Source organism: Algorimicrobium algoritergicola, from assembly GCF_008086165.1.
Lineage (GTDB): Bacteria > Bacteroidota > Bacteroidia > Flavobacteriales > Flavobacteriaceae > Algorimicrobium > Algorimicrobium algoritergicola.
In genome coordinates this window covers 63,386-77,300 of the sequence record NZ_VSKL01000007.1, presented here as the reverse complement: position 1 = coordinate 77,300, position 13,915 = coordinate 63,386, and the positions used below count along the sequence as shown (strand labels likewise).

Here is a 13,915-nt window from a genome sequence, read left to right as displayed (position 1 = left end):
ATGAGTAAACGTAGAATAAAAAAAATAGCAGTTATTGGCTCTGGAATTATGGGAAGCGGTATTGCTTGCCATTTTGCCAATATTGGTGTCGATGTCCTATTATTAGACATTGTTCCTAGAGAATTAACCGCTACAGAAGAAGCTAAAAAACTAACTTTACAAGATAAAGCAGTTAGAAACCGCATCGTTAATGATTCATTAACAGCCGCTTTAAAATCAAAACCCTCTCCTATTTATCATCAAAAATTTGCTAGCCGCATTACCACTGGTAATTTAGAAGACGATATTGCAAAGGTAAAAGATGTAGATTGGATTATTGAGGTTGTTGTAGAACGTCTCGATATTAAGAAGCAAGTTTTTGAAAACTTGGAAAAACACAGAACGCCAGGTACTTTAATTACATCTAATACCTCTGGTATTCCTATTCACTTTATGAGTGAAGGTCGTAGTGAAGATTTCCAGAAACACTTCTGTGGAACACACTTCTTCAACCCAGCACGTTACTTAAAGTTATTTGAAATTATTCCTGGTCCAAAGACAGATCAAGCTGTTTTGGACTTCTTAAATGAGTATGGTGAAAAGTTTTTAGGTAAAACGTCTGTTATAGCTAAAGATACTCCAGCATTTATTGGAAATAGAGTGGGAATATTTAGTATTCAAAGCTTATTTCACGCCGTTAAAGATTTAGATTTAACTATCGAAGAAGTAGACAAACTATCTGGACCAGTTATTGGACGTCCAAAATCGGCAACCTTCCGTACAGTCGATGTTGTTGGATTAGATACTTTAGTTCACGTTGCTAACGGAATTAGAGAAAATTGTCTTAATGATGAACGTTTAGAGTTGTTTGAATTACCAGATTTCATCAAGACTATGATGGAAAACAAATGGCTAGGAAGTAAAACAGGTCAAGGGTTTTATAAAAAGGTAAGAAAAGATGATGGATCTTCAGAAATTTTATCACTTGACTTAAACACATTAGAATATAGAGAGAAAAAACGCGCGAACTTTGCAACATTGGAATTAACTAAAACAGTTGATAAAGTTATTGATCGTTTTAAAATTCTAGTAAAAGGAAAAGATAAAGCAGGTGAATTCTACCGTAAGAGTTTTGCGGCATTATTCGCTTACGTTTCAAATCGTATTCCTGAAATTGCAGATGATCTATACAAAATTGACGATGCTATGAAAGCTGGTTTCGGTTGGGAACATGGACCATTCCAAATATGGGATGCTATTGGTGTTGAAAAAGGAATTGAATTGATGAAAGCGGAAGGTTTAGAGCCTAATGCTTGGGTAAATGATATGTTAGCTTCTGGAAGCAAATCTTTCTACACAGTAAAAGAAGGCGCTTCTTATGCTTATGATATTCAGAAGAAATCTCAAGAAAAGATTCCTGGACAAGATAGTTTCATCATTTTAGATAATATTAGAAAATCCAATGAAGTCTTTAAAAATTCAGGCGTTGTTATTGAAGATTTAGGAGATGGCATTTTAAACTGCGAATTCCAAAGCAAAATGAACACCATTGGTGGCGATGTTTTAGCTGGTCTTAATAAAGCGATAGATTTAGCAGAAAAAGATTTCGACGGATTAGTTGTCGGAAATCAAGCCGCTAACTTCTCTGTGGGCGCAAATATTGGAATGATTTTCATGATGGCTGCCGAACAAGAATATGATGAATTAAATATGGCTATCAAATATTTCCAAGATACCATGATGCGCATGCGCTATTCTTCAATCCCTACAATTTCTGCACCTCACGGTATGGCTTTAGGTGGTGGATGTGAATTATCGCTTCATGCTGATAAAGTAGTTGCAGCAGCAGAAACTTACATGGGACTTGTAGAGTTTGGTGTTGGTGTTATTCCTGGTGGTGGAGGTTCTAAAGAAATGGCTTTAAGAGCTCAAGATCTTTTCGAAAAAGGCGATGTGCAATTAAATATCCTACAAGAGCATTTCTTAACTATTGGAATGGCTAAAGTATCAACTTCTGCTTATGAAGCTTTCGACTTAAACCTGTTACAAAAAGGTAAAGATGTGGTTGTCGTTAATAAAGACCGACAAATAGCCGTTGCTAAACAGCATGCCAAATTAATGGCAGATTCAGGTTATACGCAACCCGTAAAACGTACAGACATTAAAGTTCTTGGAAAACAAGCATTAGGAATGTTTTTAGTAGGAACCGATTCTATGCAAGACAGCAACTATATTAGTGAACACGATATGAAAATCGCTAATAAATTGGCATACGTAATGGCTGGTGGAGATTTATCAGAACCAACATTAGTAAGCGAGCAATATCTATTGGATTTAGAGCGTGAGGCATTTTTATCACTTTGTACGGAGCGTAAAACATTAGAACGTATTCAGCACATGTTGAAAACAGGAAAACCATTAAGAAACTAGAAAAATGAAACAAGCATATATAGTAAAAGCATACAGAACAGCCGTTGGGAAAGCTCCAAAAGGTGTGTTCCGTTTTAAAAGAACAGACGAATTAGCAGCAGAAACCATCAAATACATGATGAAAGAACTGCCTAATTTAGATCCAAAACGCATTGACGATGTTATAGTAGGTAATGCTATGCCAGAAGGTTCTCAAGGTTTAAACATGGCGCGATTAATCTCTTTAATGGGATTAGATATTGTAGATGTTCCTGGTGTTACCGTAAACCGTTTTTGTTCATCTGGAATAGAAACGATAGGAATGGCAACCGCTAAAATTCAAGCTGGAATGGGCGACTGTATTATTGCAGGAGGTGCAGAAAGCATGAGTTCGGTTCCTATGACAGGTTATAAACCAGAATTAAATTATGACCTTGTAAAATCTGGTCATGAGGATTATTATTGGGGAATGGGAAATACGGCTGAAGCCGTAGCCAAGCAATTCAACGTATCTCGTGAAGATCAAGATGAGTTTGCATACCATTCACACATGAAAGCTTTAAGAGCACAAGCTGAAAATCGTTTTCAAGATCAAATAGTTCCTATAGAAGTTGAACAAACTTATGTTGATGCTAATGGTAAAAAAGCAACAAAATCATATACTGTAACCAAAGATGAAGGACCTCGTGCAGGTACTAGTAAAGAAGCCTTAGCTAAACTACGAGCGGTATTTGCTGCTGGTGGAAGTGTAACTGCTGGAAACTCATCACAAATGAGTGATGGTGCTGCCTTTGTTATGGTTATGAGTGAGGACATGGTTAAAGAATTAGGTTTAGAACCAATTGCGCGTTTAGTAAACTATGCAGCTGCTGGTGTAGAGCCTCGTATTATGGGAATTGGTCCTGTAAAAGCTATTCCAAAAGCATTAAAACAAGCTGGTTTACAACAATCAGATTTAGAGCTTATAGAATTGAATGAAGCATTTGCATCTCAATCATTAGCCGTTATTAGAGAATTAGACTTAAATCCGGATATCATTAATGTAAATGGTGGAGCCATTGCTTTAGGTCACCCATTAGGCTGTACTGGCGCCAAATTATCAGTTCAGTTATTTGATGAAATGCGCAAACGTAACATGGCCGGCAAATATGGCGCTGTAACCATGTGTGTAGGGACAGGACAAGGTGCTTGTGGAATTTTTGAATTCCTGAAATAAGCCTATTAGAAAATCCAGTCTAGAAATTAGACGTAACCAGAAATTAAATCAACAAAATACAGTTTAGAATTTAGTTACTAGCTGTTTAGAATCAACAAAAAAATGGAAGCAAAAAAAGATAAAGACATCCTAAGAGGTGGCCAATTTCTTGTAAAAGAAACGAATTGCGCAGATGTGTTCACACCTGAAGATTTTTCAGAAGAACAAACAATGATGAAAGAATCGGTTAAAGAATTTAATGACCGAGAAATTATTCCTCACAAAAACCGCTTTGAAGCAAAAGATTTTGCCTTAACGGAAGAAGTTATGAAAAAAGCTGGTGACATGGGCTTTTTAAGCGTTGCTGTTCCTGAAGAATATGGTGGAATGGGTATGGGCTTTGTATCTACTGTGTTAACCTGCGACTATATTTCAAGTGGAACTGGATCCTTCAGTACCGCATTTGGTGCGCATACTGGAATTGGTACAATGCCAATTACACTTTACGGAACTGATGAACAAAAACAAAAATACGTACCTAAATTAGCTTCTGGTGAATGGTTTGGAGCTTATTGTTTAACGGAACCAGGTGCTGGATCAGATGCCAATTCTGGAAAAACAACCGCTACCCTATCTGATGATGGAAAGTCATATAAAATTAATGGTCAGAAAATGTGGATTTCAAACGCCGGATTCTGTCGCTTAATGATTGTTTTTGCACGTATTGAAGATGATAAAAACATTACAGGTTTCATTGTTGAATACGACAAAGAAAATCCAAATGGTATCACTTTAGGTGAAGAAGAACATAAATTAGGAATTCGCGCCAGTTCTACACGTCAAGTTTTCTTTAGTGATACAGTTGTATCTACTGAAAATATGTTAGCAGGTCGTGGTGAAGGTTTCAAAATTGCTATGAATGCTCTTAACGTTGGTCGTATTAAATTAGCTGCTGCCTGTTTAGATTCGCAACGTCGTATTTTAACAACAGCCGTTACGTATGCTAATGAACGTAAACAATTCAACACACGTATTTCAGATTTTGGAGCTATTAAAGTGAAATTAGCTGAAATGGCTGCGAGTGCATATGCTGGTGAATCGGCAACATATAGAGCGTCTAAAAATATTGAAGATCGTATTGCTATGCGTCAAGCCGCTGGAAATTCGCATCAAGAAGCGGAATTAAAAGGTGTTGAAGAGTATGCTATTGAATGTTCTATTTTAAAGGTAGCTGTTTCTGAAGATGTTCAGAATGCTGCTGATGAAGGGATTCAAATTTTTGGTGGTATGGGATTCTCGGAAGAGACACCTATGGAAGCTGCCTGGAGAGATGCACGTATTGCTCGTATTTACGAAGGTACAAACGAAATCAACCGTATGTTAGCTGTTGGTATGCTTGTTAAAAAAGCCATGAAAGGTCACGTTGATTTATTAGGTCCTGCTCAAAAGGTACAGGATGAATTAATGGGAATTCCTTCATTTGATACACCAGATTACTCTGAATTATTTTCTGAAGAAAAGGAAATGATTAAGAAACTTAAGAAAACATTCTTAATGGTTGCTGGTGGAGCCGTTCAAAAATTTGGTCCAGATTTAGAAGCACATCAACAATTATTAATTGCTGCTGCTGATATTTTAATCGAAATTTATATGGCAGAATCGGCTATATTAAGAACCGAAAAGAATGCGAAACGTTTTGGTGAAGACGCACAATCTGCTCAAATTGCCATGGCCAAATTATATTTATATCACGCAGTGGATATCGTAGAAGAAAAAGGAAAAGAAAGTATTATTTCTTTTGCTGAAGGGGATGAACAACGTATGATGCTTATGGGCTTAAAACGTTTTACTAAATATGCAAACTATCCAGATATTGTAGATTTACGTAAAGAAATTGCTGAAAAAGTAAAAGAAGAAGAGAAATACTGTTTTTAAGTATAGATTAAGTTTAGTTAGAAGCGAAAAGCCGTTCCGAAATTCGGAACGGCTTTTTAAATTTATTAGGTTTTTACTCTCCGAAAGTTACTGCACCCTTTACTTCCTCCAATGATAATTTCGTGCTTTGTAATTTATTGTAATCACCACTTTTAGGAATTTTAACGATAATTGCATTTCCGAAAATTGCGTTTTTATTAGATGTCCAAAAAAAGGCTTTCATAAGATTAGTGTTTCTGTCGGAATCGTTATTTATAAATATAAAATCTCTATCGTTGGTAAGCTGATGTTCTTCATAATTATAGAATTTCATTAACCTCTGTAAATAGTCAATATAATTTTTTATGTCGATTTCTTTCACAGTTTGGTTATCCACATCAATTACTATTGCTTTAATACTCCTTGATTTACTAGTATCCTCATAAAAAATTGATGATTGATTTGGTTTGATGTCCCATTTCATAGTTTCTGGTTTTAAGTTTAAACTTTCTATATATTCAAATTTATTTATAAATTCGTTAGACTGCAAATAATTAAAATTAACCATTATTCACAATTTAATACACAAAGATTAATTAGCTCTCTTTTTTGAATTAATTTTGCTATCCATCAATTGCAAATTGGTGTTTTTTCTAATTAAATCCATATCATTTTTCAATTGGTTTAAGTTTACTTTATCAAGAAACATTTCAGAAATTAACTCATTTGAAATTTTAGCCAATTTAGGACGATTAAGTTTTTCTTTTTTCAATTTAATATTAATTTCGTATGTTATTTTTTGAAATTCGAAAAGTTGGCTTCCAAGTTTATCCATAATTAGCTTCATTGGTATGATATGATCCAATGATATCTTTTTTAGCTCTTTCGTTTTGAAAGGACTTTTATCTATGTTATTTTCGTGTTTAGTATAAACATGTAAGTACTTATTTTTAAGATCAATTTTAACACCTTCTGAATCAATATATAAATTACTAATTTCATTTAGTTTTATTTCGCTATTTTCAAGATGGACCTCTGTATTATTTAATATATTTTTAATCCATACATCAAAAAAGGCTTTATTATTTGTTTTATAAAAAATCTTCTTTATAAAACTAATAGGGAAATAAACTTCACCTGAAAGTCTATCTTGTGTAATTAGTCTTAAAGTGAAGTTTTTAAATAAGTCTTGTTTCGTGTATGATATTTTATAATCCATCAACAAACTTTCATCGTCAATCTCATAAGCGATAGTTCCCTCATCCTCAAATTGAAAATTGTTTACTAAAAACTCTCCGTAAGCACGAAATCCACTTTTCCAATTGCTAATAGTTTTATCTGCCTTGTTTATTTTTTTATAAAAATCTTTAGCAGTTAAAATCTGTAACACTTCTTCTATTAATTCAGAATAATTTTGAGATATTTCATTTTTGTGTATTTCCAACAATTTGTTGTTAAAATATAAATCATTATTATTGTTTACAGAATTAACATAAGAACAATAACTAATTGCAGATGCTTTACTCGTAATGTTATTATCAATCAACCAGTCATAGAAATTTGACTCTTCAAAAAAGCGATTGTTTTTTTTTACCATGTTTTTATTTATTGTTTAATTTTATTTTTAAAAAGTCTCTAAAATGACATTTCTTATACCAAATATAGCATAATCATTTCCTTTAGAAGTATAACCTGGAGACCTTAACACTCTTATAATATAAGATTACCAAACCTCAAACAAATCCAATCCTGAATAATCAGTAGTAAGTTTTTCCCAATCGAAAGGGGTTTTTAGAACAGATACTTTTTCACCTCCAATAGATTCCATATCTAAATTTTCTACATAACTAGTTACTAGAAATTCATTTTGTTTATAATAGTTATATTCTTGAATCAAACCTTGCAAAGATTCTTGAATACCAACATCGAATCTATCCAAATACTCTAAATATCGAATGCCATGTATTAAGAATTTTTCAGAAGTGCTATTTAGTGTGTCTTCTATAACCGCGTAAATTTCTATGCCTTTATCACAATCAGGAGATGATTTGAATTTAGATTCCTTTCCTCCTATTTCAATAGCGTTTCCAGAATCGAAGTAGTGCTGTAAATCTATCCGAGCTTGTGCATCCGTGGTGTGCTCCTTTCCTAATCCTTCATACAATACATCTAAAATGCTAAAATAATGATTGAAGGCATTTTCTCTAGCGAGAAAAGGAGATTTGTTTTCAAATTTAGTGGATGATTCTACTATATCTGTTTTTTTAGGAACTGTAGTGGTAAACTCATCGTGAATATTTGGAACGTTTCGTCGCCAATATTTAGTCTCTACTTCATAGTAAATGTTTGTGTTCATGTATATAATTTTGTTAACTTTAAATTGATAAATACAAGAGCTTATAACCACGACATAACATCTTGTATTAAATGTTCTGTATCGTTCAAATATGTTTTACCGTAATGTTCATCTGTTAATTCTACAAAGTTTATACTACTATTCCTTAATAAACTATTTATAAAAACATCAATATCCGCAATATAATTTTCTGATTGTGGAATTTGTGATTCTTGTATTAATTGCACAAATCGAAACGTGGTTTCTAGAAAATGATATCCTTCATTTAAAGAAAGTGGTAAAAATTTATAAGGCACCATTTTTATTATTTCTTCAGGAGTTGTAGCCTTTTTATTAATGTGGTTTTTAATCAAAATATTAAAGAATCTTTGGTCGTTTAGGTTGGTTTCAAATTGTAATGTTTTGCTAAGTGTTTTTTCAGAATGTCTCTTTTTATTCAAAAAATTATCGCCTTTAGAAAACGCGTTTAAAGCATGCATTAAAAGGGTGAGCATGATAAACGTATTTCCTCCATTTATAATTTCTAAAAATCTCTTTTTTTCTTGTCGTACTGTTATCGTTTCAAAATAAAAATGATGGGGTTTTCGCTTTTCTTTACTATCGAAAGCATTATTTGAATATAGTTGTAAACAAACTTGCCATATATAATCAATATTCAACTGGTTATACGTATATATATCATGGTAAATAGGCACGAAATAGGAATCTTTTTTGTCAAATAAAAGTTCTAATCGTTTTCGTTTTGCACAATCGAAAATATTGGAAGATTCCGCCGAATTATTAATCTGTTTTTTTTTCATAAATTGATGAAGAAACAATCTATATTTTAATAAGCCTATTCGTAAAGCATTCCACTTATTATCAATAATATGAGCGTTATTACGAATTGCTTTCCGTTCAATATTATCTAAAAATTTTATAATAATCTCTTCAACTCTTTCTTGATTATCACAGCGTATCTCATTTTCCAACATCTCAAATAAACAAATTTGGTTTTCCATAATATGGTGTGATTCGGTTAGTTTAATTATTTGGTTAATATAAAAAGATGTCTTAAAACAAAGTACACCTTTTAGATTATCTAAATAGTTTTCAAATTCGGTTTTAAGTAAAAAATTATTTTCCATGCTGTTATCTTTTGTTTGTTTATACAAAGAACGTATCACATACCGCCAAATGATGTCGGACTGAAAAATTAATCTTATATTTCTAAAAAAAAAGCAAACTTGTTTTGTGTTTAACTCATAATTTTGAAGTAAACTCCTTCTATGGCAGACTATAAAATATTAAAACGATTGAACTGTATAGCACAAATAGTTAAAGCAAACCCTAACATCACTAAAAATGAGATTTTAGAACGCTTGATCAATAATTATGATTTGGTTGTGGCAGAACGCACTTTAGAACGCGATAAAAACATTTTAGAATCAGACTTTGGTATATCAATCAATTATAACCATAAATCTCGCGGTTACACAATTGAAGATACGGAAGATTCTTTAGCCCTATTTTTTAAGTTTGCAAAATTCGCGGCTATGGCAGAAGTATATGAGCGTGGTTTAAAAGATTATAAATCCTTTCAAAAATGGATTATTCCAGAAGATAGTTCTGGATTTACAGGAATTCATCACCTGAAAAAGCTTATCCAAGCTATATCAATAAATCACAAAATCACATTTGTTAAAGAAAATTATTACGAAAACACTATAAAAGAGTATACGGTTTCTCCTTTATGTATCAAGGAATACGCAAATCGCTGGTATTTAATTGCTGTAGCTGATGGAGAAAAAGAAATTAGAAATTTTGGAATTGATAGACTTTCTAAAATAGAGATAATAAACACGAAGTCTTCAAAGATTGAAAATGTTGAAAAACAATTAAAGCAATACGATTATATAGTTGGGTTAAATTATAGTGAGACTGAAAGCGGCAAGGTTGAAGATGTTATTATTAAAGCGCATAACAACCAACTAAAATATTTACGTAGTTTACCAATTCATAAATCGCAAATATGTGTGAATGGCATCCAGGATTGGGGAACCGTAACCTATAAACTAAAGCCTAACTACGAATTTGAAATTCAAATTTTAAAACTAGGTAACATGGTTGAAGTGTTAAAACCACAATGGTTTAGAGATAAAATAAAAAAACATATTAATGAAATGCATCAATTATACAAGTAATAAATGTCTTAACATAAAAGTTTAAATCAGGTTTTACAATATATAGTGGTTTTCTCTTTTTTCCGTATTTTAGTAAAAATTTTATCATGAAAATATACAGACTCCTAATAGTTTTTTTTCTACTACCATTTACGATATTTAGTCAAGGTTTACTTCAAGAAAAAAACACCTTTACACATCAAGACACGCTTCGTGGTTCCATAACACCAGAACGCGAATGGTGGGATTTAACCTATTATCATTTAGATATTTCTGTAGATCCAGACACCAAATTTATTAAGGGAAAAAACACGGTTAAATACACCGTTTTAAAACCGTATGCCATTATTCAAATCGATTTACAAGAACCTTTATATATAACCAAGGTCACACAAAATGGTAAAGAATTGAAAGCATCGCGTGATGGCAATGCCTATTTTATCGGATTGATTGATAAACAAATTCTTGGCTCCAACAATGCTATTGAAATACACTACGAAGGCCATCCAAAAGAAGCCATTCGTGCACCTTGGGATGGTGGTTTTTCCTGGAAAAAAGATACTAACGGCAATCATTTTGTGGCCACATCTTGTCAAGGTCTAGGCGCTAGTATTTGGTGGCCGAACAAAGACCATATGTATGACGAGGTGGATAGCATGGATATTAGCATAACAGTGCCAAAAGGATTAATGAATGTTTCTAACGGTCGTTTACAAAGTATTGTTCAAAATAAAGAAACCACGACATATAATTGGGCTGTAAAAAACCCAATTAATAATTATGGTGTGAATGTAAATATTGGTGATTATGTACATTTTTCTGAAGTTTATTCAGGTGAAAATGGGCCTTTGGATATGGATTATTATGTACTCCGTGATAATTTAGAAAAAGCAAAAACACATTTTAAAGATGCGCCTCGCATGATGGAAGCCTTTGAGCATTGGTTTGGACCATATCCATTTTATGAGGATGGTTTTAAATTAGTGGAAGTTCCGTATTTAGGCATGGAGCACCAAAGTTCTGTAACCTATGGGAATCAATATAAAATGGGTTATTTAGGAAACGATTTATCGGAATCCGGTTGGGGCTTAAAATTCGATTTCATCATTATTCATGAGGCTGGACACGAATGGTTCGCCAATAATATCACGAATAAAGATATTGCCGATATGTGGATTCACGAGGGGTTTACAGCCTATTCTGAAAATTTATTTGTCGATTATTTTTATGGCAAAGAAGCATCTGCCGATTATGTGATTGGCACCCGAAAACGTATTCAAAATGATACACCTTTAATTGGAACTTACAATGTAAATAAAGAAGGCTCTGGTGATATGTATTACAAAGGAGCCAATATGTTGCACACCTTACGACAATTAGTTGCCGATGACGAAAAATGGCGTAATATTTTACGTGGATTGAACAAAACGTTTTACCATCAAACAGTCACAACCAAACAGATTGAGGATTATATTAGTGAAAAATCTGGAATTGATTTAACCGCATTTTTTAATCAATATTTACGTCAGTCACATATTCCTAACTTGGAATATAGTATTAGCAATGGTAGTTTAAAATACCGTTGGAACCATGTTGTTGCTGATTTTGATATGCCAACCCAAGTAACTTTTAATAACAAAGAACAGTGGCTTTATCCAACAACGGAATGGAAAAAAACTACTATTTCAGATGAAAAACTGACAGTTGATAGCGATTTTTACATTCAAGTTTCTAAATTATAGAATTTTGTTGAATTTGCGTTAACATAGCTTTAAGAGAAAAAACCAAACAATTACTTATTTTCGCATGTCCCATAACTACTTAACTTGAAGGAAAAACGTAAAAAATTAGCTAAACAATCACGATGGTATCGTAAAATGCATCGCTTTATTGCTATGCCATTGGTTGTATTTATGTTTATTTTGGGAGCTACAGGACTACTCCTTACATGGAAGGATGAATTACAGCTAAAACCAAAGTCTCAAAAAGCAATAAGTCAACAGTTGGAGCTGATTAGTTTGGATAGTATTCAAGCCATTGCCATCAATTATGTAAACCTGCAGAACTTACCTTCTGAAATAAACCGGATTGATTACAGACCCTCTAAAGGCATTGCCAAAATACGCTTTGAAACCCATTTCACCGAAATTCAAATTGACTGTTATTCGGGTGCTATTCTATCGGACAAAACCCGAACTGCTGATATTATTGAAATGATTCATGATGGCTCCATCCTGGATTATCTTTTTGGAAATCAGTCAAAACCTATAAAATTATTTTATTCCACTATTAGCTCACTAGGCTTGATTTTATTAGCTTTTACGGGATTTTGGTTGTGGTTAAAACCGAAACAGATTAAAATGAAAAAGCGATCAAATTGACCGCTTTTTCATTTTTAATTAATACCTATTTTTATAAATCACTGATAAAACTACCATAGGGATCTTTAAACTGTAGCCCTTCTGTAAAGCGGTATTTACTCAATAATTTATGTTCCACTAAAGCCCAAAGCACAAATTCTTTCACGAAATAACTTTCCTTTTTGGAAAGTTTTGGTTGGTGTTCACCTAATAAATCATCTAAAGGCGATACCGATTCTAATAACAATTTATACGCCTTATCACGTAAATCGTCTAACAATTCAAATTCATCTGTGTTATTAAAAAACCAAGATACAATAGGATCATACGGACTCTCATCATTTTGTTTTCGGAGTTTTTCTATCTTCGGAAAAAACTCGGGAAATAAACTTTTAACCGCTTCACCTATTAAATTGTATGCCACTTGAGCTGCGCCTTCTTGTTCTCCTTCATAAACCAATTCTACTTTTCCTGTAATGGCTGGAATAATGCCAAGAAAATCAGACAAACGAACCGTTGTTTTAGCATCGCCTGCTTTTAGCGCACGTAATTCTGCTGTACTTAATAAATTCTCAAAAGCTGTAATACTCAATCTAGCACTAACACCACTTTTTTCATCAATGAAATCGCTTTCACGGGCTTCAAAAACTATCTGTTCTAATAAATCTTTGGCTAATTCTGGTACATGAATATTTTCCTTTTGGCGTATATCGGATTTGGCTTCTTGCTGTGTAATCAGTTTAGCCGTTTCAATATCATCTGGATAATGCGTCAAAATTTGAGAACCAATTCTATCTTTTAATGGTGTAATAATGTTACCACGATTGGTGTAATCTTCTGGGTTTGCTGTAAAAACAAACTGCATATCTAAAGGCAATCGTAATTTAAATCCACGAATTTGAATATCGCCTTCTTGTAAAATATTAAATAAGGCTACTTGGATTCTAGCTTGTAGATCTGGCAACTCATTAATAACAAAAATACAACGATTTGCACGTGGAATCATGCCATAATGAATGACACGATCATCAGCATAACTCAACTTTAAATTGGCTGCTTTTATAGGATCTACATCACCAATAATATCGGCTACTGTAACATCAGGTGTGGCTAATTTTTCGGCAAAACGCTCACTTCTATGCATCCAAGAAATTGGGGTGTTATCACCTTTTTCATTAATTAATTCTTTGGCGTATCGGGAAATTGGATTCAACGGATCATCATTTATTTCAGAACCTTCAACAACGGGAATATATTCATCTAACAAGGTGAGCATTAAACGCGCTAAACGGGTTTTTGCTTGTCCACGAAGTCCTAATAAATTAATATTGTGTCGTGATAAAATAGCACGTTGTAATTCTGGAATAACGGTATTTTCATAGCCGTAGATTCCTTCAAAAATGGGTTCTTTATTTTTAATTTTTTCAATTAAGTTATCGCGCAATTCATCTTTTATGGATCGCGATTGGTAACCTGATTCTTTTAGTTGTACTAATGTTTTAATACTTTTTATTTTCATATATCATTTTTTCATAACAGT

General features: G+C 33.0%; 11 protein-coding genes. 6 read left to right on the top strand and 5 right to left on the bottom strand.

Annotation, left to right across the window (positions count from 1 at the left end):
• The 3 genes from ES675_RS14865 (at position 1) to ES675_RS14855 (ending at position 5,518) form a co-directional block, all read left to right on the top strand.
• Entirely contained in the window at positions 1-2,409 is a 2,409-nt protein-coding gene (locus tag ES675_RS14865) for a 3-hydroxyacyl-CoA dehydrogenase/enoyl-CoA hydratase family protein (RefSeq protein WP_066252221.1), read from the top strand.
• A gap of 4 nt (positions 2,410-2,413) precedes the next feature.
• Positions 2,414-3,604, top strand: a complete 1,191-nt coding sequence (locus ES675_RS14860) for an acetyl-CoA C-acyltransferase (protein ID WP_066252220.1) — start codon at positions 2,414-2,416, stop codon at positions 3,602-3,604.
• Positions 3,605-3,706: 102 nt separating this feature from the next.
• Complete coding sequence (locus ES675_RS14855) at positions 3,707-5,518, top strand: acyl-CoA dehydrogenase family protein (protein ID WP_066252218.1); 1,812 nt, start codon at positions 3,707-3,709, stop codon at positions 5,516-5,518.
• Between the two features lie 73 nt (positions 5,519-5,591).
• Here ES675_RS14855 and ES675_RS14850 read toward each other — a convergent pair whose 3' ends face one another.
• From ES675_RS14850 to ES675_RS14835, 4 genes are all read right to left on the bottom strand, one after another.
• A complete protein-coding gene (locus tag ES675_RS14850; RefSeq protein WP_148367534.1) occupies positions 5,592-5,981 on the bottom strand; it encodes a hypothetical protein in 390 nt (129 codons plus the stop codon).
• A gap of 108 nt (positions 5,982-6,089) precedes the next feature.
• Positions 6,090-7,094, bottom strand: a complete 1,005-nt coding sequence (locus ES675_RS14845; protein WP_148367532.1) for a hypothetical protein — start codon at positions 7,092-7,094, stop codon at positions 6,090-6,092.
• Positions 7,095-7,220: 126 nt separating this feature from the next.
• Positions 7,221-7,853 carry a hypothetical protein gene (locus ES675_RS14840; protein WP_066252207.1) on the bottom strand — a complete coding sequence of 211 codons (633 nt, stop codon included), beginning with the start codon at positions 7,851-7,853 and terminating at the stop codon, positions 7,221-7,223.
• Positions 7,854-7,894: 41 nt separating this feature from the next.
• Positions 7,895-8,980, bottom strand: a complete 1,086-nt coding sequence (locus tag ES675_RS14835) for a hypothetical protein (RefSeq protein WP_148367530.1) — start codon at positions 8,978-8,980, stop codon at positions 7,895-7,897.
• A 141-nt stretch (positions 8,981-9,121) separates the two neighbouring features.
• On the opposite strand from ES675_RS14835, the gene ES675_RS14830 reads away from it, so the two are divergent.
• The 3 genes from ES675_RS14830 to ES675_RS14820 all read left to right on the top strand — a co-directional run bounded on the left by ES675_RS14830 (position 9,122) and on the right by ES675_RS14820 (position 12,396).
• Positions 9,122-10,036 (top strand): helix-turn-helix transcriptional regulator, encoded by a 915-nt coding sequence (locus ES675_RS14830; protein WP_066252200.1) that lies wholly within the window; start codon positions 9,122-9,124, stop codon positions 10,034-10,036.
• A gap of 86 nt (positions 10,037-10,122) precedes the next feature.
• The gene (locus ES675_RS14825) at positions 10,123-11,757 is read left to right on the top strand and encodes a M1 family metallopeptidase (protein WP_066252197.1); all 1,635 of its coding nucleotides are present in this window, start codon (positions 10,123-10,125) and stop codon (positions 11,755-11,757) included.
• Between the two features lie 84 nt (positions 11,758-11,841).
• Positions 11,842-12,396, top strand: coding sequence for a PepSY-associated TM helix domain-containing protein (locus ES675_RS14820; protein WP_082985919.1), 555 nt, complete (start codon positions 11,842-11,844; stop codon positions 12,394-12,396).
• Between the two features lie 31 nt (positions 12,397-12,427).
• On the opposite strand, the gene ES675_RS14815 is transcribed toward ES675_RS14820, so the two are convergent.
• Entirely contained in the window at positions 12,428-13,894 is a 1,467-nt protein-coding gene (locus ES675_RS14815; RefSeq protein WP_066252192.1) for a MoxR family ATPase, read from the bottom strand.
• Between the last annotated feature and the right edge of the window lie 21 nt (positions 13,895-13,915).